The organism is Nocardiopsis potens DSM 45234 (assembly GCF_000341105.1).
GTDB classification, from domain to species: Bacteria; Actinomycetota; Actinomycetes; order Streptosporangiales; family Streptosporangiaceae; genus Nocardiopsis_A; species Nocardiopsis_A potens.
Genome location: NZ_ANBB01000046.1, coordinates 132,838 through 154,156 on the forward strand (window position 1 = coordinate 132,838; position 21,319 = coordinate 154,156).

18 protein-coding genes are annotated in these 21,319 nt (G+C 73.3%); 10 read left to right on the forward strand and 8 right to left on the reverse strand.

Features of this window, described 5'->3' with window-relative positions; all coding sequences use genetic code 11:
• Positions 1-203 precede the first annotated feature (203 nt).
• Positions 204-1,916, forward strand: coding sequence for a 2-isopropylmalate synthase (gene leuA, locus D459_RS0119250; protein WP_026120548.1), 1,713 nt, complete (start codon positions 204-206; stop codon positions 1,914-1,916).
• A gap of 78 nt (positions 1,917-1,994) precedes the next feature.
• Here the strand turns inward: leuA and D459_RS0119255 are convergent, their stop codons facing one another.
• A complete protein-coding gene (locus tag D459_RS0119255; protein ID WP_017594639.1) occupies positions 1,995-2,288 on the reverse strand; it encodes an ArsR/SmtB family transcription factor in 294 nt (97 codons plus the stop codon).
• Positions 2,289-2,345: 57 nt separating this feature from the next.
• Here D459_RS0119255 and D459_RS0119260 point away from each other — a divergent pair, with 57 nt between their 5' ends.
• Entirely contained in the window at positions 2,346-2,672 is a 327-nt protein-coding gene (locus tag D459_RS0119260) for a putative quinol monooxygenase (protein ID WP_017594640.1), read from the forward strand.
• A 99-nt stretch (positions 2,673-2,771) separates the two neighbouring features.
• Here the strand turns inward: D459_RS0119260 and D459_RS0119265 are convergent, their stop codons facing one another.
• A complete protein-coding gene (locus tag D459_RS0119265; protein ID WP_017594641.1) occupies positions 2,772-3,575 on the reverse strand; it encodes a CAP domain-containing protein in 804 nt (267 codons plus the stop codon).
• A 160-nt stretch (positions 3,576-3,735) separates the two neighbouring features.
• Between D459_RS0119265 and recO the strand changes: the two genes are divergently transcribed.
• The 4 genes from recO (at position 3,736) to D459_RS0119285 (ending at position 7,375) form a co-directional block, all read left to right on the forward strand.
• Entirely contained in the window at positions 3,736-4,482 is a 747-nt protein-coding gene (gene recO / locus D459_RS0119270; RefSeq protein WP_017594642.1) for a DNA repair protein RecO, read from the forward strand.
• A 324-nt stretch (positions 4,483-4,806) separates the two neighbouring features.
• Entirely contained in the window at positions 4,807-5,658 is an 852-nt protein-coding gene (locus D459_RS0119275; protein WP_017594643.1) for an isoprenyl transferase, read from the forward strand.
• A complete protein-coding gene (locus D459_RS0119280) occupies positions 5,655-6,446 on the forward strand; it encodes an SGNH/GDSL hydrolase family protein (RefSeq protein WP_017594644.1) in 792 nt (263 codons plus the stop codon). The genes D459_RS0119275 and D459_RS0119280 overlap by 4 nt, the downstream gene beginning before the upstream one ends.
• Before the next feature lie 131 nt (positions 6,447-6,577).
• On the forward strand, positions 6,578-7,375 hold the full coding sequence (locus D459_RS0119285; RefSeq protein WP_017594645.1) for an SGNH/GDSL hydrolase family protein: 798 nt from the start codon (positions 6,578-6,580) through the stop codon (positions 7,373-7,375).
• Positions 7,376-7,484: 109 nt separating this feature from the next.
• Here D459_RS0119285 and D459_RS0119290 read toward each other — a convergent pair whose 3' ends face one another.
• From D459_RS0119290 to D459_RS0119305, 4 genes are all read right to left on the reverse strand, one after another.
• Complete coding sequence (locus D459_RS0119290; protein ID WP_017594646.1) at positions 7,485-7,889, reverse strand: Fur family transcriptional regulator; 405 nt, start codon at positions 7,887-7,889, stop codon at positions 7,485-7,487.
• Positions 7,886-8,794 (reverse strand): metal ABC transporter permease, encoded by a 909-nt coding sequence (locus tag D459_RS0119295; RefSeq protein WP_026120549.1) that lies wholly within the window; start codon positions 8,792-8,794, stop codon positions 7,886-7,888. Before D459_RS0119295 ends, D459_RS0119290 begins: the two co-directional genes overlap by 4 nt.
• Positions 8,787-9,638 carry a metal ABC transporter ATP-binding protein gene (locus tag D459_RS0119300; protein ID WP_017594648.1) on the reverse strand — a complete coding sequence of 284 codons (852 nt, stop codon included), beginning with the start codon at positions 9,636-9,638 and terminating at the stop codon, positions 8,787-8,789. Before D459_RS0119300 ends, D459_RS0119295 begins: the two co-directional genes overlap by 8 nt.
• Positions 9,639-9,710: 72 nt before the next feature.
• Entirely contained in the window at positions 9,711-10,091 is a 381-nt protein-coding gene (locus tag D459_RS0119305; RefSeq protein ID WP_017594649.1) for a DUF6703 family protein, read from the reverse strand.
• Positions 10,092-10,491: 400 nt separating this feature from the next.
• Between D459_RS0119305 and D459_RS0119310 the strand changes: the two genes are divergently transcribed.
• Complete coding sequence (locus D459_RS0119310) at positions 10,492-14,181, forward strand: CDP-glycerol glycerophosphotransferase family protein (RefSeq protein ID WP_017594650.1); 3,690 nt, start codon at positions 10,492-10,494, stop codon at positions 14,179-14,181.
• Positions 14,182-14,289: 108 nt separating this feature from the next.
• On the opposite strand, the gene D459_RS0119315 is transcribed toward D459_RS0119310, so the two are convergent.
• Positions 14,290-15,060, reverse strand: a complete 771-nt coding sequence (locus D459_RS0119315) for a copper homeostasis protein CutC (RefSeq protein ID WP_017594651.1) — start codon at positions 15,058-15,060, stop codon at positions 14,290-14,292.
• A gap of 141 nt (positions 15,061-15,201) precedes the next feature.
• On the opposite strand from D459_RS0119315, the gene D459_RS0119320 reads away from it, so the two are divergent.
• Together D459_RS0119320 and D459_RS0119325 are read left to right on the forward strand one after the other, a co-directional pair.
• Positions 15,202-15,501, forward strand: a complete 300-nt coding sequence (locus tag D459_RS0119320) for an antibiotic biosynthesis monooxygenase family protein (protein WP_017594652.1) — start codon at positions 15,202-15,204, stop codon at positions 15,499-15,501.
• 195 nt (positions 15,502-15,696) lie between these two features.
• Positions 15,697-17,085, forward strand: a complete 1,389-nt coding sequence (locus tag D459_RS0119325) for a glycine--tRNA ligase (RefSeq protein ID WP_193790267.1) — start codon at positions 15,697-15,699, stop codon at positions 17,083-17,085.
• 279 nt (positions 17,086-17,364) lie between these two features.
• Here D459_RS0119325 and trhA read toward each other — a convergent pair whose 3' ends face one another.
• Entirely contained in the window at positions 17,365-18,027 is a 663-nt protein-coding gene (gene trhA / locus D459_RS0119330) for a PAQR family membrane homeostasis protein TrhA (RefSeq protein WP_051065484.1), read from the reverse strand.
• 487 nt (positions 18,028-18,514) lie between these two features.
• Here trhA and ppdK point away from each other — a divergent pair, with 487 nt between their 5' ends.
• Positions 18,515-21,202, forward strand: coding sequence for a pyruvate, phosphate dikinase (ppdK, locus tag D459_RS0119335; protein ID WP_017594655.1), 2,688 nt, complete (start codon positions 18,515-18,517; stop codon positions 21,200-21,202).
• The last annotated feature ends 117 nt before the right edge of the window (positions 21,203-21,319 follow it).

Sequence of the window (21,319 nt, forward strand, 5' to 3'; positions counted from 1 at the left end):
CCGCGGGGCCGGTGCGGTCCCGCGCTCGGGGAGTCTGCTAACGTGGCCCACGTTATGCTGCGCGAGCTGCTCCTCCTTAGCGGCCGCGGCGGGGGTCGTTAGAAACGGTCGGCTCCCTCGCCGCGGGGCTTCGGCGTGTTCAGGTCGACCATGACCCCGTGTCCCCGAATCCGGGGAAACGTCCTATGAGGAGCCTTTTCTCCATGGTGCCGCAGCAGCAGACGAGTGGTATGCCCTTCCAGCGCTACGCTCCCTTCAAGCCGGTCGACCTGCCCGACCGCACCTGGCCCGCCAAGACCATCGACGCCGCCCCGCGCTGGCTGTCCACCGACCTGCGGGACGGGAACCAGGCCCTGATCGAGCCGATGGACTCCGACCGCAAGCGGGAGATGTTCGACCTGCTGGTCCGGATGGGCTACAAGGAGATCGAGGTCGGCTTCCCGTCGGCCAGCCAGACCGACTTCGACTTCGTCCGGTCCCTGATCGAAGAGGGCCGCATCCCCGACGACGTGCAGATCTCGGTGCTGACCCAGGCCCGCGAGGACCTGATCGAGCGCACCGTGCAGTCCCTGGTCGGCGCCAAGCGCGCCACCGTGCACCTGTACAACGCCACCGCGCCGGTCTTCCGCCGGGTGGTGTTCCGGGTCGACCGCGAGGCCTGCAAGGCGATCGCGGTCGAGGGCACCCGGCACGTGGTCCGCTTCGCCGAGCAGTACCTGGGCGACACCGAGTACTTCGGCTACGAGTACTCCCCGGAGATCTTCATCGACACCGAGCTGGACTTCGCGCTGGAGGTCTGCGAGGCGGTGATGGACGTCTGGAACCCCGGCCCCGGGCGGGAGATCATCCTGAACCTGCCGGCCACGGTCGAGCGGGCCACCCCCAACGTCTACGCCGACCAGATCGAGTGGATGAGCCGGAACCTGACCCGGCGCGAGCACGTGTGCCTGTCGGTCCACCCGCACAACGACCGCGGCACCGGCATCGCCTCCGCCGAGCTGGGCGTGATGGCCGGCGCGGACCGGGTCGAGGGCTGCCTGTTCGGCCACGGCGAGCGGACCGGCAACGTCGACCTGGTCACCCTGGGCATGAACCTGTACAGCCAGGGCGTCGACCCGATGATCGACTTCAGCGACATCGACGAGATCCGGCGCACCGTGGAGCACTGCACCCAGCTGCCGGTCGCCCCGCGCCACCCCTACGGCGGCGACCTGGTCTACACCGCCTTCTCCGGCTCGCACCAGGACGCGATCAAGAAGGGGCTGAACGCCCTGGAGGACGACGCCGCAGCGGCCGGGGTCCCGGTCTCCGAGCACCCCTGGAGCGTCCCCTACCTGCCGATCGACCCCAAGGACGTGGGCCGCGACTACGAGGCGGTCATCCGGGTGAACAGCCAGTCCGGCAAGGGCGGCGTCTCCTACATCCTGCAGCGGGACCACGCGCTGGACCTGCCGCGCCGGCTGCAGATCGAGTTCTCCCACGAGGTCCAGAAGCACACCGACGCCGAGGGCGGCGAGTTCGGCGGCGAGCGGATCTGGGAGATCTTCTCCGAGGCCTACCTGAGCGAGGACGGCCCGGTCGGGATCCTGGCGCACCGCTCGACCAACACCGAGGAGGGCTACCGGATCAGCGCCGACGTACGGGTCGAGGGCGAGATCCGCGAGATCACCGGCACCGGCCAGGGCCCGCTGTCGGCGTTCTGCGACGCGCTGACCGGGGTCGACGTCAAGTTCCGGGTGGTCGACTACAAGGAGCACGCGCTGAGCGAGGGCACCGACGCCCGCGCCGCCGCCTACGTCGAGGCGGACGTCGACGGGGTGACCGTGTGGGGCGTGGGCATGCACCACAACATCACCACCGCCTCGCTGCGCGCGGTGTGCAGCGCGGTCAACCGCGCCCGGGCCGTCCAGGGCTGATCCGCGCGGAGCCGGCCGGCGGAGCACCGGCCGGCGGGCGCACGGGGGCGCCGCCGACCACATCGGCGGCGCCCCCGGTCATGCGCGGCCGCCGGACTCCGACTCCTCGGACAGGAGCTCCAGCAGACCGGGCAGGCGGCGCTCGATGTCCTGCCTGGGCAGCGAGACGGCGCTCCCGTTGCCGTGGTCGCGCTGCACGATCAGCCCCGCCTCGCGCAGCACCCGGAAGTGGTGCGTGCGCGCGGCCTTCTTCACCGGCAGGTCGAACGAGCCGCAGGCGCGCTCCCGGTCCTCGGGGTCGGCGGCGAGTTCGGCCACCACCCGGCGGCGGGAGTCGTCGGCCAGTGCGCGGAACACCTTGCCCAGATCCATGGCTCACTCCTAGGTACGGTTTGCATCATACCTTGCCGGCGGCTACCGTCGGCAGGTATGGAAATCGTCGTACCTGATGGGGGCGGGCCGGTCGGCATCTACGGCTTCGCCCGGCCGAAGCCCGAGCGCGCCGACGAGCTGGAGCGGCTGCTGCTGTCGTTCGTGGAGCCGACCAGGGCCGAGCCCGGCTCGATGCAGTACCAGGTCCACCGGGACGCGGCCGATCCCGGCACGTTCGTGTTCTACGAACTGTGGCGGTCGGCCGACGACCTGCGCGCGCATCTCGCGCGTCCCGAACTCGCGCACTTCCAGCGACACCGCATGGACTACCTGCGAGAAGACCTGGAGATCCACTGGCTCACGCCGCTCAGCGCGACCCCCTGACCCCGGGGCCGGCGCATCCGCGCCGGTACGCCGGACGGAGCGGCCGGCCCCGGCCGGGCGCCCGTCGCGGGCGCCGGTCCCCGGCGAACCGCGCCGCCGTCACTCGTAGCCGAAGTTCTGCGTCCAGTGCGCGTCGGCCTCGCCGACGCCGATCGAGACGAAGTCGCAGTTGAGGATGTTGGCGCGGTGGCCCTCGCTGTTCATCCAGCCCTCCATCACCGCCTCCGGGGAGGAGTAGCCGGCGGCCACGTTCTCCCCGCCCCAGGCGGAGTAGCCGGCCTCCTGGGCGCGCTCGCCGGGACCGATGCCCTCGGGGGTGTGGTGCGACATGTAGTCGCGGTCTGCCATGTCCCGGCTGTGCTTCTCCGAGGCGGCGGTGAGCCGGGAGTCGACGCCGACCGGGCCGCAGCCGGCCTCCGCGCGCTCCTCGTTGACCAGCGCGACGACGCCGCCGCCCTGGCCGGACCCGGAGTCCGACGAGGAGCCGCCCCCGCCGCCCCCGTCCGCGGAGCCGCCGTCCGGTTCGGAGCCGGACCCGTCCTCCTCGGGGCTCTCGGGCTCTTCGGAGGCGGAGACGGAGCCCTGCGCCTCGCCGCTCCCGGCGGAGCCGCCGCGCCCGCCCTGCTCCGCGCCGTCGCCGCCGCTCTCGTCCGCAGGGTCGGCGGGCGCCTCGGAGGCGCCGTCGAAGAAGTCGCCGGCGGCCGGGGGCAGCGCCGCGTCCGGGGTGATCCGCCCCGGGTCGGCGGAGAGGGCGCCGCCGCCCTCGGACAGGTCGGCCAGGACCAGCGCGCCGGCGGTGCCCAGGCCGACGGGGAGGGCGAGCGCCGCGGCGATGAGCGCGCTCCTGCCGCGGCGCGGCGGCCGGGGTTCGCGGTGCCGGTGCCTTCGACGTCCTCGTCCCATGAGAGGTCTCCAGGGGTCTGGTGGATCAGCGGGGTGTGCGTGATCGTAGAGCAATGTAGGGCAATATGCTCGCTTTGCCGACCTTCTCGGGAGATGTGCCAGTTCAGCGGGGTGCGGGCGCCGGTCGCCCGCTGTCGGCGGGATCCGGGACAATGGCGGGGTGAGCCTCTACCGCGACGAAGGCGTCGTCCTGCGCACCCAGAAGCTGGGCGAGGCGGACCGCATCGTGACCCTGCTGACCCGGCGCACCGGACTGGTGCGCGCGGTCGGCAAGGGCGTGCGCCGCACCAAGTCGCGGTTCGGCGCCCGCCTGGAGCCCTTCACCCACATCGACGTGCAGCTCTACACCGGCCGCACGCTGGACGTCATCACCCAGGCCGAGACGGTGCGCGCCTACGGCGAACCGATCGTCGCCGACTACGCCCGCTACACCGCGGCGACCGCCATGCTGGAGACCGCGGAGAAGATCGTCGCGGTGGAGAAGGACCCGGCGCTCCGCCAGTTCCTGCTGCTCATCGGGGCGCTGCGCACCCTGGGCGAGGGCGGGCACGCGCCCCGGCTGGTGCTCGACGCCTTCCTGCTGCGCTCGCTGGCGGTGGCCGGGTACGCGCCCGCGCTGGAGGAGTGCGCCCGCTGCGGGGCCCGGAGCGGGCTGCGCGGCTTCGCGGTGCACGCCGGCGGGGCGGTCTGCTCGGTCTGCCGGCCGCACGGGGCGGTGAACCCCGCCCCGGAGTCGGTGCGGCTGATGGGCGCGCTGCTCGGCGGGGACTGGGCGGCCGCCGACGCCAGCGAGGAGCGGCACCGCTCCGAATGCAGCGGCCTGGTCGCCGCCTACCTCCAGTGGCACCTGGAGAACGGCATCCGCTCGCTGCGCCTGGTGGAGCGCTCGGCCCCCACCCCCCGTTGATCTTGGAGTTATCGACCGGTCTGGGAGCGCTCATCGGTACAGGTCCGCGGGCCGGGGCCGGTCGATAACTCCAAGATCAACGGCTCCCTGGGGGGCGCCCTCGGCGGGGGAGAGGGGCACCGGGTGCGGTATCGTGCGAGCACCGCCCCGAGGCCGCGGGCGGCGGCTCCGAACCGGTGCCGGCGCGGCCCGGAGGGCACGCGGCCGCCGGGCGCCCCCGGCGGAGCCGCCCGGTTCCGGGGGCGCGGCCCCTTCCGGAACCGATGGCCGTTCCGGCGACCGACATCCCAGCCATCGAGGGCCGCCGTCCCGGGAGGAAGCCAAGTGAGCCTTTTCACGTCCGGTTCCGGTCGCGGTTACGCCGCGCCTTCGCCGCACCCGAGCGGGGCGCGCCCGCCGGAGCTGCCCAAGGCGCTGGTGCCCAAGCACGTCGCGATCGTCATGGACGGGAACGGCCGCTGGGCCAAGCAGCGCGGCCTGCCCCGCACCGAGGGGCACAAGGCGGGGGAGGCGTCGCTGTTCGACGTCATCGAGGGCGCCCTGGAGCTGGGCATCCCCAACCTCTCGGCCTACGCCTTCTCCACCGAGAACTGGAAGCGCTCCCCGGAGGAGGTCCGCTTCCTGATGGGCTTCAACCGGGACGTGATCCGGCGCCGCCGCGACGAGCTGAACGCGATGGGCGTCCGGGTGCGCTGGGCCGGGCGGCGCGGCCGGCTGTGGAAGAGCGTCATCTCCGAGCTGCAGGACGCCGAGGAGATGACCAAGGACAACACCGCGCTCACCCTGCAGTTCTGCGTCAACTACGGGGGCCGCGCGGAGATCGCCGACGCCGCCGCCCGGCTGGCCGAGGACGTCGCCCAGGGCCGGATCGACCCGTCCAAGGTGAACGAGGACGCGCTCTCTTCCCGGCTGTACGCCGCCGACGTCCCCGACGTCGACCTGTTCGTCCGCTCCTCCGGCGAGCAGCGGTTCTCCAACTTCCTGCTCTGGCAGTCGGCCTACGCCGAGTTCGTCTTCCTGGACACCCTCTGGCCCGACTTCGACCGGCGGCACCTCTGGCACGCCTGCGAGATCTACGCCTCCCGGGACCGCCGCTACGGCGGGGCCGTGCCCAACCCGGTCCCGGCCGACCCGGCGCCCGGCACCGCGCCCGCGGCCCCGGAGGAGCGGGCATGACCAGCATCGACCTGGACCGGAGCACGCTCACCTACGTCGCGATCGGGGACAGCTTCACCGAGGGCGTCGGCGACCCGGGCCCGGACGGCCGGTTCCGCGGCTGGGCGGACCGGTTCGCCGAGCACCTCGCCGGGCGGGTCCCCGAGGTGCGCTACGCCAACCTGGCGGTGCGCGGCAAGCTCATCCGCCAGATCATCACCGACCAGCTGCCCCGCGCCCTGGAGCTCCGGCCGGACCTGGTCACCCTGTGCGCCGGCGGCAACGACCTGCTCCGCCCCGGCGCCGACCCAGAGCTGCTGGCCCGGATCCTGGAGCACGCGGTCCGCCGGCTGCGCGCGCAGGGCACCGAGGTGGTGCTGTTCACCGGGGTGAACATCGCCGGCGGGTACATGCGCGCCCGGATCGGGCTGTTCGCCCGGTTCTACCTGGACATCCGGTCGATCGCCGACCGGTACGGGTGCCACCTGGTCGACCAGTGGTCGATGGCCGCGCTGACCGACCCCCGCGCCTGGGACGACGACCGCCTGCACATGTCCCCGGAGGGCCACCGCCGGCTCGCGCTCAAGGTCTGCCGGGCGCTGGGCGTGCCCGCCGACGGCGACCCGGATGCGCCCTGGCCCCCGGCCCCGCCCGCCGACGCGGGCCGGGCCCGCCGGGAGAACCTGCGCTGGGCCCGGGAGTACCTGGTGCCGTGGATCGGCCGCCGGCTGACCGGCCGCTCCTCCGGCGACGGCGTCACCGCCAAGCGGCCCGACCCGGCCCCCGTCCCCCCGGCCGCGGGGGAGTGAGCGGCGCCCCCGGACCGCCCCCGGCGGGCCGGCCCGGGGCGCGCCGGGGACCGTGACGGCTGTTACAAAAGGCCGCGCGACCGTAACCTACTGTCGCGTAACCAGGGGTCCGGGAGGCATCATCGGTACCCATGAGCGGCATCGACACTGGGCAGGACATCCTCTCCTACGTCGCTCTCGGTGACAGCTTCACCGAGGGCATGGACGATCCCTATCCGGACAGCGGGCAGACGCCGCACGGCCGCTACCGCGGCTGGGCCGACCGGCTCGCCGAGCACCTCGCCGGGCAGGTCCCCGAGGTGCGCTACGCCAACCTCGCGGTGCGCGGCAAGCTCATCGGCCAGATCGTCCGGGACCAGCTGCCGCGCGCGGTGGAGCTCCGGCCGGACCTGGTCACCATCTGCGCCGGCGGCAACGACATCATCCGCCCCGGCGCCGACCCGGACCAGGTCGCCGAGGTCTTCGAGGGCGCCGTCGGGCGGCTCCGCGCCACCGGGGCCGCGGTGGTCGTCTTCACCGGCTTCGACACCGGGTTCCAGCCGGTCATGCGGCACATGCGGGGCAAGATCGCCACCTACAACATGCACGTGCGGGCGATCGCGGACCGCTACGACTGCACCGTGGCCGACCTGTGGTCGATGAAGATGCTCCACGACCACCGGGCGTGGAGCTGGGACCGGCTGCACCTCTCCCAGGAGGGCCACCGCCGCCTCGGCCTGCGCGTCGCGGAGATCCTCGGCCTGCAGGTCGAGCCGGGCTGGGACGCCCCCTGGCCGGACGAGCCGCCGAAGGACTGGCGCTCGGCCCGCCAGGAGGACCTGCACTGGGCCCGCGAGTTCCTGGTGCCGTGGATCGGCCGCCGGCTGACCGGCCGCTCCTCCGGCGACGGCCTGGAGCCCAAGCGCCCCCGGCTGGAGCCGCTGCGCTGACCCGGTCGGAGGACGGCGAAGACGGCGGAGCCCCCGCCCGGTCCGACCGGGCGGGGGCTCCGCCGTCCTCCGCCTCCGGGGCGGACTGCGCCCCGGGGCGGATCGCCTCTCAGGTCCGCTTCCCGGAGCCCTCCCGGCAGGCCGCGGCGCACTCCGCGCAGGTGCCGAAGACCTCCACGGTGTGCGTGACCTCGGTGAAACCGTGCTGGGCCCCGATGCTCTCCGCCCACTTCTCCACCGCGGGCCCCTCCACCTCCACGGCCTTGCCGCAGCCGCGGCAGACCAGGTGGTGGTGGTGGCTCTCGGTCGCGCAGGCGCGGTAGACCGCCTCACCGTCGTCGGTGCGCAGCACGTCGACCTCACCGGAGTCGTGCAGGTTCTGCAGCGCCCGGTAGACGGTGGTCAGCCCGATCTTGGACCCCTCGGCGCGCAGGTCCGCGTAGAGGTCCTGGGCGCTGCGGAATCCGGTGCTGTGGTTGAGGGCCTGCTTGACTGCCTCTCGTCGTGTACTCACGTGGTTACGCTCCCCGGCTCGTCCTGGGGCATCGTACCGACCGCGGCGCCCTTCCCGCCTCCGGGGGCGGTCCGCTCCCCGGCCGCGCGCCCGCCCCGGGAGCGCACCAGCCGGCCGGCGGTCACGGCGACCGCGAACACCGCCAGGGTGAGCAGCACGATCGCGGCGCCGGGGGCCACGTCGACATAGAAGGCGGTGCTCAGCCCGCCCACCGCGGACAGCACCCCGATCGCCACCGCCAGCGCGGCGGTCACCCGGAAGCTCCGGGTGAGCTGCTGGGCGGCGACCACCGGGACCACCATCAGGGCGCTCACCATGAGCACCCCCACCACCCGCATCGAGATGACCACGGTGACCGCCGCCGTGATGGAGACCAGCAGGCTCAGGAAGCGCACCGGCAGCCCGGCGGCGCGGGCGGTGTCCTCGTCCATGCAGAGCACGAACAGCTCCCGGCCGAAGTAGGCGATCACGGCGACGACGAGCACCGCCAGCCCGATCACCACCGCGACGTCCTCCTCGCTGACGCTGCTCACCGAGCCGAACAGGAACGCGGTCAGGGTGGCGTTGTTGGCGCCCGGCGCCAGGCCGATGAGGAGCACGCCGCCGGCGATGCCGCCGTAGAACAGCAGCGCCAGCGCCACGTCGCCGCCGGTGCGGGCGCGCACCCGGACCAGCTCGATGGCGGCGGCGCCCAGCGCGGAGACGATCAGCGCGGAGAGCACCGGGGAGGTGCCGGTGAGGAAGCCCAGCGCCACGCCGGTGAGCGCCACGTGGCCGATCCCGTCGCCGAGCAGCGCCAGCCGCCGCTGTACCAGGAAGGTGCCGATGACCGGGGCGACCAGGCCGACCAGGGCGGCCGCGATCAGCGCCCGCTGCATGAAGTCGTAGGAGAGCATCTCAGTCACGGCGGGGCACCTCGGCGCCGGTGACCATGGGCAGGGCGACGCCGCCGGCGGGCCCGGCGCCGTCCTCGTGCGGGTGGACGTGGTCGTGGCCGGGGCGGGCGCAGTCGCCGGTGGGGCGGGGCGCGGCCCCGTCGTGCGCGATCTCCCCGTGCGAGAGCACCACGGCCCGCTCGATGAGCGTCTCCAGCGGGCCGGTCTCGTGCAGCACCAGGACCACGGTGGTGCCGTCCTCGCGCAGCCGGGCGATGGCGGAGGCCAGCGCGAGCTGGTTCTCCGCGTCGACCCCGGCCATCGGCTCGTCCATCAGGAAGGTGTCCGGGCGGCCGGCCAGCGCGCGGGCGATCAGCACCCGCTGCTGCTGGCCCCCGGAGAGCTCGTGCACGGCGGCGCGGGCGCGGTCGGCGAGCCCGACGGCCTCCAGCGCCTCCTGCACCGCGGCCCGCTCCTCCCGGGTGGCCCGGTGCAGCCGGCGCCGGGTGGAGATCTGGCCGGAGGCGACGACCTCGCGCACGGTGGCGGGCACGCCGCCGCCGACGAAGAGCCGCTGCGGGACGTAGCCGATCCGGTTCCAGTCGCGGAACCGGCGCAGCGGGGTGCCGTGCACCTCGACCGTGCCGGCGGCGACCGGGGTGATGCCGAGCATCGCCCGCATCAGGGTGGACTTGCCCGAGCCGTTGGCGCCGAGGATGGCGAGGGTCTGCCCGCGCGGCACGGTGAGGTCCACGCCGCGCAGGACCGGGTCGCGGTCGTAGGCGACGACGGCCCCCTCCACCCGGAAGGCGGGGGGCGCGGACGCGGGGTCCCCGGCGGCCGCCCCGCGCGCGGTGGTGGTTTCTGAGGTCACCGGCCAAGTATGCCGAAAATGAAAATGATTGTCAAAAAGTGTGCGGCGGCGCACAGGGCCCCGCGGGCGGCCTCAGACCGCGCCGCTCTGCAGCACCCCGAAGACCAGCAGCACGCCGATCACCACCACTCGCATCGTGCGCTCCCCGGTGCGCAGCGACGGCCAGGCCAGGAACGCCAGCCAGGAGAAGAAGAGCGCCAGCAGCACCAGCAGCAGCGCGCCGGCCGGCCCGGAGAGCAGCAGCCCGGCGAGGAACACCCCGGCCATGCCGGCCGGCAGGATCCACCGCGGGGCCTGGTGCAGCCAGACCAGCGGGACGGCGCTGCGCCGCTCGATCTCCCGGCGCAGCCGGCCCGCGCCCGGGGTGTAGAACGAATCACCCTGCGGGAGCGGCCGGGCGCCCCGGCCCTCCCGGCCGCCGCGCCGATCGCTGCCCTCGCCCTTGGCCACCACGCGGTTCCTCCGCCCGATCGCTGTCGCACCGTCCCCTGGAGGCAGCCTATTACCGCAAGGCCCGGCGCGGCCCGGCGGATTCCACCGGGCGCCCCTGGAGAAGAGGAGCGGAACGCCGGCCCCGGAGCCCCTGCGGCGGCGGCGTTCCCGGGGGCGGGGCAGGGGCGGTGGGCGTGAACAGCCGGGAGTTCTCGCTAGGATCCTCGGATAGGGAGAGAGGCGGGCCCGCGGGCCGCGGGCGGTCGCCCGCCGGGATCGGGCGCGTACCGCGACCGTGTTCTTACCGGCCGTTTAGGCCCGGGGCCCTAGGGTCGCCGCCGATCCGGCGGCCCCGTGCGATCCGGCCGCCCCTGTCTGTGCCCCCGCTCCGCAGCGATGAATACCGGGAGACTGTTTTTCCGTGCCGAAGCTCAGCGTCATCGTCGCCTTCGACGTCACAGAGCCGCATCTGCGCCACTGCCTGGACTCCTTGGCGGGACAGGACGCAGGGGGACGCGGCGTCGAGATCGTGCTCGCCCCCGTGGCCGCCGGGCAGGCCGGGGAGCAGGAGACCGGCCGGCCCGGCGGGGAGGGCGCCGCGGCCGACGTCGGCGACCAGGACGAGGCGGTCGACAACGGCTCCGCCGACGAGGAGGAGCCGGAGGGCGCCGACGCCGACGAGGGCGGCGAGGCGGAGGCCGACGGCGGCGCGGACAGCGAGTCGGTCGGCCCCGCCCGCGCCGAGGGCCTGATCACCGCCAAGGAGTTCGCCGCCGAGCCGCCGGCCGGGGTCTCCGCCGTGCTGCTGGACGGGCCGGCCGCCTCCCGCGCCGCGGCCCGCGAGGCCGGCGCCGCCGCCTCCGCCGGCGAGTACCTGATGTTCCTCGACGGGAGCGACGCCCTCTCCTCCTACGCGCTGGACTACCTGGCCGGCCGGCTGGACGACTCCGGTTCCGAGGTGGCCACCGGCAACGTCTACCGCTTCAACGACCTGGGCGCCCGGCAGTCCTCGGCGCACCGCAAGATCTTCGGCAAGGCGCGCACCGGCGTCGACGTGCACGCAACCTCCTCCCTCCTCGGCGACCGGCTGCTCGGCAACAAGCTGTGGCGCCGCTCGTTCTGGGAGGGCACCGCCCCCCTCGGGCTGGGCGAGGAGGACGAGGACCTCGAAGTGGTCCGCCGGATGATCGCGGCGCGCACCGTCGACGTGCTGCCCGCCCCGGTCCTGCTCCGCCGCGACCGCGAGCAGGCCTCCCGGCTCAGCGGGACCGAGCGGATCGGCACCCGGCTGCGCGCCCTCGCCGCCCTGGCCGCCTCGCTCGACCCGGCCGACCGCGACCTGTGGGACTCCCGCGCCCTCCGCAGCGACGTGCGCTCCATCCTGCTGGTCCTGGACGACGCCGAGGACGAGGGCCGGGAGTGCTTCCTGGACCTGGCCAACGCCTACCTGGACACCGTCTCGCGCGCGGTCCTGGACCGGCTCGCCCCGCTGCACCGGCTCAACTACTTCCTGGTCCGCAAGCGGCAGACCGAGCGGCTGCTGGAGGCCGTCACCTTCCAGAAGAGCGTCGAGCTGAAGAAGGCCCCGGTGGTCCGCCGCGGGCTGCAGTACTTCATCCGCTACCCGTTCTTCGAGGACGCCGAGGCCGGGGTGCCGCGCGAGGTCTACCGGCTCCGCAACGAGCTCAAGGTGCGGCAGAAGACCGAGCGGGTGGAGTGGCGCGACGGCCGGCTGGTGGTCGGCGGCCGGGTGGGCATCCTCGGCCTGCGCGCCGGCCGCCGCTGGCAGCAGCAGGTGGTGGCGTTCGCGGTCAACTCCGACACCGGGCGCCGGCTGCCGGTCCCGGTCAAGGTGCTGCGCGCCGCCGAGTACCGGCTGCCCGACGTGCCGGACGCGGCCCGGCACGACTACGGCGGCTTCGAGATCACCGTCGACCCGGCCCGGCTGCGCCTCTCCGGGGAGTGGCGGGGCACCGACTGGAAGCTGGAGCTGGTGGTGGTCAACCGCGGCCTGGTGCGCCGCCGGATCATCGCCAACCCGGTGGCCGGCCCCGCCCAGCGGCCGCCCTACCGCCGGGTCGAGGGCGACGTGTGGGTGCGCCCGCAGTGGAACCGCGACGGCCACCTGGCGCTGGCCGTCGCGCCGGTGCGGGCCCGGGTCACCGGGCACCGGCTGGACGCCGCGGGCGGCCGCCCCGAACTGGAGCTGAGCGGCGAGTTCGTGACGCCGCCGGCGGCCGGCGCGCGCACCCTGCGGCTGTGCCGGACGCCGGGCACCGCGGTGCTGGAGTACCCGGTCGTCCCCGGCGACGCCGGCTTCACCGCCCGGGTGCCCGCGGCGGACCTGCTCTCCGCCGCCGTCGACGAGGGCCCCGGCCTGCTCCGCCAGGAGCACTGGCGGGCGTCGCTGATCGCCCCGGACGGCTCCGAGCTCCCGCTGGTGCTCCCGGACGAGGCGGAGACCGGCCCGCACCCGGTGGGCGACGGCCAGCGCGAGGTGGCGGTGCAGCGCACCAACACCGGCCACCTGCGGCTCCGGGCCGGCTGGTCGCACCCGGTGGTGGAGGGCGCCGAGTGGCGCGGCGAGGAGCTGGTGCTCCGCGGCCGCTACTCCGCGGGCTCCCCGATGCGGCTGGTCTTCAAGGCGCGCGGCCGGGACGAGGAGCACCGGGTGGCGCTGGAGCGGGACGGCGCGGAGTTCACCGCCTCGTTCGCGCCGTCGGCGATCGCCACCCTGTCCGGGACGCTGCCCCTGCCGGCCGGCTCCTACCAGCTGTGGGGCCGGGTGGAGCCGACCGACGGCGGCACCCGCGACGTCGGCGCCGAGCTCGACCCGGGCTTCGTGCGCAGCCTCCCGCTCCGGCTGGAGACGCCCGAGCGGGAGTACTCCTTCGGCGACTCCGGGTTCGACACCCCGGTGCTGCGGGTCGGCAGCGACCTGCGCCCGGAGGAGCGCGGCTCGTTCGCCCAGCGCACGCTGCGCGAGACGGTCTACCCGGCGCTGCGCGAGGAGCCGGTGGCCGAGGGCGTGCTGTTCGACAGCTACACCGGCCGGCAGTTCTCCGACAGCCCGCACAGCATCTACGCCGAGCTGCGCCGGCGCGGCGGCGAGTGGGCCGACTACCCGATGTCCTGGCTGGTCAAGGACGGCCAGGTGAACCTGCCCGCGGACCTGTCCGCGGTCCGGCACAACGGCCGGGGGTTCTACGAGGCGCTGGCCCGCTCCCGCTACCTGGTCACCAACTCCCGCCAGCCCGCCTGGTTCGCCCGCCGCCCGGACCAGGTGGTGGTGCAGACCTGGCACGGGTCGATGCTGAAGCGGATCGGCTTCGACATCGAGAACATCCGCGGCAAGTCCCGGGACTACCACGAGAAGCTGGCCTGGGAGACCAAGCAGTGGGACTACCTGGTCTCGCCCAGCCCGTGGGCGACGCCGATCCTGCGCCGGGCGTTCCGCTTCGACGGGGAGATCCTGGAGACCGGCTACCCGCGCAACGACATCTTCTTCTCCCCGGACCGGGAGGCCGTCGCCGAGCGCACCCGGCGGGCCCTGGGCCTGCCCGAGGGCAAGAAGGTGGTGCTCTACGCGCCGACCTGGCGGGACGACAAGTACTACACGCGCGGCAAGCACAAGCTCGACCTCCACCTGGACCTGCAGCGCATGTACGACAAGCTCGGCGACGACCACGTGCTGCTGGTCCGCCGGCACCCGCGCGTGGTGGACAGCGTGCCGATCGTCGGCCGCGACTTCGTCTACGACGTGTCGCTCTACCCGGAGATCATGGAGCTGTTCCTGATCACCGACGTGCTGATCACCGACTACTCGTCGATGATGTTCGACTTCGCCAACACCGGCCGCCCGATGCTCTTCTTCACCTACGACATCGAGGGCTACCGGGACAACCTGCGCGGGTTCTACTTCGACTTCGAGGAGACCGCCCCCGGCCCGCTGCTGCTGGAGTCCGACGACGTCATCCGGGCGCTGCAGGACATCGGCGAGGTGGCCGAGGCGCACGCCGACCGGTACCGGGCCTTCACCGAGCAGTTCTGCCCGCTGGACGACGGCAGCGCGGCCGCCCGGGTGGTCGACCGGGTCTTCGGTGAGAAGTGAGCGCACCGCCCGGCCGCGGCCCCGCAGGGCTCCGCGGCCGGGCGGCAGGGCGGTGACCGGGGGCGGAGCGCCCCGGCGCTCCTCCGGCCGCCGGGGGAGGCCGCGGGGTCAGGCGCCGACGGCCGGCGCCTCCCGGACGGCGCGCATCACCGGCACGATCTTCTCCGCGGAGTTGATCGTGCGCACGTCCTCCGGCGGTACGGTGCCGCCGCCCATCGACACCCGCGGGTTGCGGTGCCGGTAGGGCGAGGGAACCGTGTCCATCCCGGAGAAGTGCAGGTCCCGCACGCCGGTGCGGGCGACGATCTCGCCCGCGTTGCCGGCCCGCACCCCGCCGCCCGGCATCACCGCGATCCGCCCCTCGGCGCGCCGCACCAGCTCGGCGATGAGCGGCGCGCCCTCGGCCGCGGTGCCCTCCTGCCCCGAGGTCAGCACCCGGTCCACGCCCAGCTCGATCAGCTCGTCCAGCACCGCGAACGGGTCGGCGGCCACGTCGAAGGCGCGGTGGAAGGTGACCGACAGCCCCTCGGCGGCCGCCATCAGGCGCTCCACCACCGGCCGGTCCACCCGCCCGTCCGGGGTGAGCGCGCCGATCACCACCCCGTCCACCCCGGCCCGGGCCAGGACGCCGATGTCGTACTCCATCGCGGCGGCCTCGTACCGGTCGAAGACGAAGTCGCCGCCGCGCGGCCGGATGATCGGGAACACCCCGATGTGCGCGGTGGCCTCCATGACCGACTTGACGGTGCCCAGGCTGGGCGTGAGGCCGCCGTCGACCAGCGCGCTGACCAGCTCGACCCGGTCCGCTCCGGCGCGCTCCGCGGTGATCGCGCCGGCCGCGCCCTCGACGACGATCTCGAACCGGACTCTCTCCGACATGGGCGGGGCCCCCACTTCTGCTCGGTTCCGACGGGGCGGCCCCCGCCGCGGTCTAGACCAGTAGACCACGCGGCCGGGGGACGGCGCCCGCACCCGGCCCCGCGCGTCCCGGCCCCGGGCCGGCGGTGCGACAATGGCCCGGTGATCGTCATCACCCGCCACACCGTCGACCCCGCCGACGCCGAGGACTTCGCCGCCCGCGCCGCGGAGGCGCTGCGGGTGCTCGGCGCGCGCCCCGGCTTCGTCTCCTCGCGGGTGGGGCGGGCCGCCGACGACCCGCGGCTGTGGACCGTGGTGACCGAGTGGGAGGGCGCCGGCCACTACCGCCGGGCGCTGAGCGACTTCGAGGTCAAGATGGCCGCGGTCCCGCTGCTCTCCACGGCCCTCGACGAGCCCAGCGCCTACGAGATCGTGTCGGTCCCCACGCCCGGGCGCGGGTAAAACGGTCGCACGGGCCCCCCGGCGGGCGTATCGTCGATGGGGCACCCGGGGCCGCAGCGGCCCCCGCGGGCTGCGGGGACGCGGACCGCGCACGGTGCCGCTCGGGCCCCTGGGTGGGCCCGTTCGTTGTTCAACGACCGAGAATCGCCGAAGAGCGATCCGCCGACCGCCAGCCGGATGGAGAGTCTGAGAGAGATGGCCGCTAAATCTGAGGCAATGGACAAGCTCGTCAACCTCGCCAAGCGACGGGGTCTGGTGTACCCCTCCAGCGAGATCTACGGCGGCCTGCGCGCTTCTTGGGACTACGGCCCGCTGGGCGTGGAGCTGAAGCAGAACATCAAGCGGCAGTGGTGGCGCGCGATGGTCCAGGAGCGCGAGGACATCGTCGGCCTGGACTCCAGCGTCATCCTCGCCCGCGAGGTCTGGGAGGCCTCCGGCCACGTGCAGGCCTTCGTGGACCCGCTGACCGAGTGCCAGTCCTGCCACAAGCGGTTCCGCGCCGACCACCTGATCGAGGCCTACGAGGAGAAGCACGGCAAGGAGCCCGCCGGCGGCCTGGCCGACCTGGCCTGCCCCAACTGCGGCGCCAAGCACTCCTTCACCGAGCCGAAGATGTTCAACGGCCTGCTCCGCACCCACCTGGGCCCGGTGCAGGACGAGGGCGGCCTCGCCTTCCTGCGCCCGGAGACCGCGCAGGGCATCTTCATCAACTACCTCAACGTGCAGCAGAGCGCCCGCCGGAAGATCCCGTTCGGCATCGGCCAGATCGGCAAGTCGTTCCGGAACGAGATCACCCCGGGCAACTTCATCTTCCGGACCCGCGAGTTCGAGCAGATGGAGATGGAGTTCTTCGTCAAGCCGGGCGAGGACGAGAAGTGGCACCAGTACTGGATCGACACCCGGATGAACTGGTACCTCGACCTCGGCGTGGACAAGGAGAACCTGCGGCTGTACGAGCACCCGCAGGAGAAGCTCTCGCACTACTCCAAGCGGACCGTGGACATCGAGTACCGGTTCAACTTCCAGGGCGCCGAGTGGGGCGAGCTGGAGGGCGTCGCCAACCGGACCGACTACGACCTGCGGACGCACTCCGAGAAGTCCGGCACCGACCTCTCCTTCTTCGACCAGGAGAACAGCGAGCGGTACATCCCCTACGTCATCGAGCCGGCGGCCGGCGTGGACCGCGCCATGCTGATGTTCATGCTGGACGCCTTCCACGAGGGCGAGGCGCCCAACGCCAAGGGCAAGATGGAGAAGCGCTCGCTGATGCGCCTGGACCCGCGGCTGGCCCCGGTCAAGGCCGCGGTGCTGCCGCTGTCCCGCAACGCCGACCTGTCGCCCAAGGCGCGCGACCTGGCCGCGCGGCTGCGCAAGCGGTGGAACGTGGAGTTCGACGACGCCGGCGCGATCGGCCGCCGCTACCGCCGCCAGGACGAGATCGGCACGCCGTTCTGCGTCACGGTCGACTTCGACAGCCTGGAGGACGACGCGGTCACCGTGCGCGAGCGGGACACCATGGCCCAGGAGCGGGTCTCCCTGGACCGGGTGGAGACGTACCTGATCGAGCGGCTGCCCGGCTGCTGACCGGCGGCACGGGGGAGGCGGCCGGACCCGGGGGGATTGGTCTCCGGCCGCCTCCGCGGTTCGCTCTCCCGGCGCTACCCGCCCGGAAGAACTGGTTCTAAAGCTAACCCGTGCGGCCCCGCCTGGTAAGGGGGTCGGGGCGAGGTGTCCGACCGCGTAAGCGAATCGTGACTCCCGGGCGACCGTCCGCAGGAGGCCGGGAACCGGCTGCGAGAGGGCCCCGGTGGAACCCGTTCAAGGTTCCGCCGGGGCCCTCTTCCGGGTCGGCCGCCGGGGTGCTCAGCCCTGGCCGTAGACCACCATGGACACCGCGATGTAGTGGCAGATGTAGGCCGCCACGGTCATCGAGTGGAAGATCTCGTGGAAGCCGAACCAGCGCGGTGCGGCGTCCGGCCGCTTCAGCCCGTAGACCACCGCGCCGGCGCTGTACAGCAGGCCGCCGGCGAGCACCAGGATCCAGGCGGCCGGGTGCACCCCGGAGATCAGCTGCGGCATGAAGAGCACCGCCACCCAGCCGATGGCCAGGTACAGCGCGGTGGACAGCCAGCGCGGCGCGTTCAGCCAGAACATCTTGAACAGCACCCCGGCCAGGGCGCCGCCCCAGATGAGCGCGGTCATCGCGGTGCGCAGCGCACCGTCCAGCACCAGGATCACGAACGGGGTGTAGGTGCCCGCGATGATCAGGTAGATGTTGGCGTGGTCGAGCCGGCGCAGCACCGCCACCCCGCGCCGGGACCAGCGGCCCACGTGGTAGACGGCCGAGGTGCTGAAGAGCAGCACGGCGGTGAGCGCGTACACCGCGCTGACGATCCGCCCGGCGGCGGTGGGGGCCAGGCAGACCAGGACGATGCCGGCGGCCAGCGCCAGCGGTGCGGTGCCCAGGTGCAGCCACCCCCGGAGCCGGGGCTTGACCGCGTCGAGCAGTTCGGCGGCCTTGTCCAGAGGGGTGTCGGGGGCGGCGGGCGGCCGCTGCGCCGCGGTTCCGCTCCGCTCTGCCGGTTGTGCGGGCACTGCTCATCTCCGTGGTCTCGGCGCGGGTGGGGCCGGGTCCGAGTGCGTCGCGGGGGCGGCGTGCCCCGGGCCGTGGAACCGACTCTAACTTACGGAACCGTAGGTTACTTCGGGGTAATGGTGTGGTGCTCGGCACAGGCCGGAGTGGTCTTTTTCGGGGGTCTGGGTCCCGGAAATCGGATCCGCGGCTGCTACGGTTCAGCCAAGCGTCTCTGACCACGACGATCATCGGCGACCGCCTTTCCCCGACTCTGTTTCCGAACATGGGGGACGTCTACCCCTCCAAGACCATTGGTCTAAACCACTTGAACGGTGATGGCCAGCGGAAACAAGGGGTAGTTAACCGAAAGTGGAGGTCGGCGATGATCGACGCGGCCAGGGCGTCCGAGGTGCAGCCGTCCCGTCGAAGGAGCTAGCGGTGCTCACGTACGTCTACGAGTTCAGCGAAGGCAACAAGGATCTGAAGGACCTGCTGGGCGGCAAGGGCGCCAACCTCGCCGAGATGACCAACCTGGGCCTGCCGGTCCCGCCCGGGTTCACCATCACGACCGAGGCGTGCCGGGCCTACCTGGCCGACGGCGCCATGCCCGACGGGCTCGCCGAGCAGATCGAGGAGAAGCTCAGAGCCCTTGAGGCGGCCATGGGCAAGCGCCTCGGCCAACCGGACGACCCCCTCCTGGTGAGCGTCCGCTCCGGCGCCAGGTTCTCCATGCCCGGGATGATGGAGACGGTGCTCAACATCGGCCTCAACGACGAGTCGGTGCGCGGCCTGGCCGAGCAGGCCGGCGACGAGCGCTTCGCCTGGGACTCCTACCGCCGGCTGATCCAGATGTTCGGCAAGACCGTGCAGGGCATCGACGGGGACCTGTTCGAGGAGGCCATCGAGCGGGCCAAGCGGGACAAGGGCGTCACCGACGACCTGCACCTCGACGCCGCGGACTTCCGCCGCCTGGTGGAGGAGTTCAAGGGCATCGTCGCCGAGCACACCGGCGGCGGCTTCCCCGCCGACCCGCGCGAGCAGATGGAGCTGGCGGTCAAGGCCGTCTTCGAGTCCTGGAACGCGCCGCGGGCCGTGCTCTACCGGCGCCAGGAGCGGATCCCGGTCGACCTGGGCACCGCGGTCAACGTCTGCGCGATGGTCTTCGGCAACCTCGGCATGGACTCCGGCACCGGCGTCGCCTTCACCCGCGACCCGGCCACCGGCCGGCAGGGCGTCTACGGCGACTACCTGGCCAACGCCCAGGGCGAGGACGTGGTGGCCGGCATCCGCAACACCGTCCCCCTCGCCGACCTGGAGCGGATCGACAAGCGCAGCCACGACGAGCTCATGTCGATCATGGAGACCCTGGAGAACCACTACCGGGACCTGTGCGACATCGAGTTCACCATCGAGCGCGGCAAGCTGTGGATGCTGCAGACCCGGGTGGGCAAGCGCACCGCCGCCGCGGCCTTCCGCATCGCCGACCAGCTCGTCGAGCAGGGCATGATCACCCGGGACGAGGCGCTGGAGCGGGTCACCGGCGACCAGCTCGCCCAGCTCATGTTCCCCCGCTTCGACGAGAAGGCCGAGCGGGACCTGCTCGGCACCGGCATGAACGCCTCCCCGGGCGCCGCGGTGGGCCGCGCGGTGTTCGACTCCTACACCGCGGTCAAGTGGTCGCGCAGCGGCGAGAAGGTCATCCTGTGCCGCCGCGAGACCAACCCCGACGACCTGGAGGGCATGCTCGCCGCCGAGGGCATCCTGACCAGCCGCGGCGGCAAGACCTCGCACGCCGCGGTGGTCGCCCGCGGCATGGGCAAGACCTGCGTCTGCGGCGCCGAGGAGCTCGACGTCGACACCAAGAACCGGCGGATGCGCACCCCCGGCGGGCGCACCGTGGAGGAGGGCGACCTCATCTCCATCGACGGCTCCACCGGCCAGGTCTTCCTCGGCGAGGTCCCGGTGGTCGACTCCCCGGTGGTGCGCTACTTCGACGGCGCCGAGCCCGCCTCCGGGCAGGGCGACGACCTGGTCGGCGCGGTCGACCGGATGATGGCCGCCGCCGACAAGGCGCGCGGGATGGGGGTGCGGGCCAACGCCGACACCCCGGAGGACTCGGCCCGCGCCCGCCGGATGGGCGCCCAGGGCATCGGGCTGTGCCGCACCGAGCACATGTTCCTCGGCGACCGGCGCCCGCTGGTCGAGCGGCTCATCCTGGCCGACACCGAGCAGGAGCGCGAGGAGGCGCTGGCCGCCCTGCTCCCGCTGCAGCGCGAGGACTTCACCGGGATCTTCGGCGCGATGGACGGGCTGCCGGTCACGGTCCGCCTGCTCGACCCGCCGCTGCACGAGTTCCTGCCCGACATCACCGAGCTGTCGGTGCGGGTCGCCGTCGCCGAGGCGCGCGGCGAGGAGAACGAGAACGACCTGCGGCTGCTCCAGGCCGTGCACCGGCTGCACGAGCAGAACCCGATGCTGGGCCTGCGCGGCGTCCGCCTCGGCCTGGTGGTCCCCGGCCTGTTCACCATGCAGGTGCGCGCGATCGCCCAGGCCGCGGCCGAGCGGGTCCGGGCCGGCGGCGACCCGCGGCCGGAGATCATGATCCCGCTGGTCGGCACCGTGCAGGAGCTGGAGATCATCCGGGACGAGTCGGTCCGGGTGCTGCGCGAGGTCGGCGAGGAGTACGGCGTCGGGCTGGACTTCCCGGTGGGCACCATGATCGAGCTGCCCCGCGCCGCGCTCACCGCCGGGCAGATCGCGGAGAGCGCGGAGTTCTTCTCCTTCGGCACCAACGACCTGACCCAGACCGTGTGGGGCTTCTCCCGCGACGACGTGGAGGCCTCCTTCTTCTCCTCCTACCTGGAGAAGGGCGTGTTCGGCGTGTCCCCGTTCGAGACGCTGGACACCGACGGCGTCGGCCGGCTGGTGCGGATCGCCGCGGAGGAGGGGCGGGCCGCCCGCCCCGGCCTCAAGCTCGGCGTCTGCGGCGAGCACGGCGGGGACCCGGCGTCGGTGCACTTCTTCCACGCGGTCGGGCTCGACTACGTCTCCTGCTCGCCGTTCCGCGTCCCGGTGGCCCGGCTGGAGGCGGGCCGCGCCGCCGCGCGGGAGCGGCGCGAAGCATGACACGGAAGCGGGGTGCACCACCGCCAACTGGGTAAGGCGTAACCTTTCCGTGATATAGGCTTGACCGTCGCAAGGCGGGCGTACTCCACTACGCTGTGGCCGCCGCCCGCCTACGGA

What these genes read in the sequence shown, in the direction of transcription:
- leuA (WP_026120548.1), top strand. Translation starts at nt 204, where the DNA reads ATGGTGCCGCAGCAGCAGACGAGTGGTATGCCCTTCCAGCGCTACGCT.
- D459_RS0119255 (WP_017594639.1), bottom strand. Translation starts at nt 2,288, where the DNA reads ATGGATCTGGGCAAGGTGTTCCGCGCACTGGCCGACGACTCCCGCCGC.
- D459_RS0119260 (WP_017594640.1), top strand. Translation starts at nt 2,346, where the DNA reads ATGGAAATCGTCGTACCTGATGGGGGCGGGCCGGTCGGCATCTACGGC.
- D459_RS0119265 (WP_017594641.1), bottom strand. Translation starts at nt 3,575, where the DNA reads ATGGGACGAGGACGTCGAAGGCACCGGCACCGCGAACCCCGGCCGCCG.
- D459_RS0119280 (WP_017594644.1), top strand. Translation starts at nt 5,655, where the DNA reads ATGACCAGCATCGACCTGGACCGGAGCACGCTCACCTACGTCGCGATC.
- D459_RS0119285 (WP_017594645.1), top strand. Translation starts at nt 6,578, where the DNA reads ATGAGCGGCATCGACACTGGGCAGGACATCCTCTCCTACGTCGCTCTC.
- D459_RS0119315 (WP_017594651.1), bottom strand. Translation starts at nt 15,060, where the DNA reads ATGTCGGAGAGAGTCCGGTTCGAGATCGTCGTCGAGGGCGCGGCCGGC.
- D459_RS0119325 (WP_193790267.1), top strand. Translation starts at nt 15,697, where the DNA reads ATGGCCGCTAAATCTGAGGCAATGGACAAGCTCGTCAACCTCGCCAAG.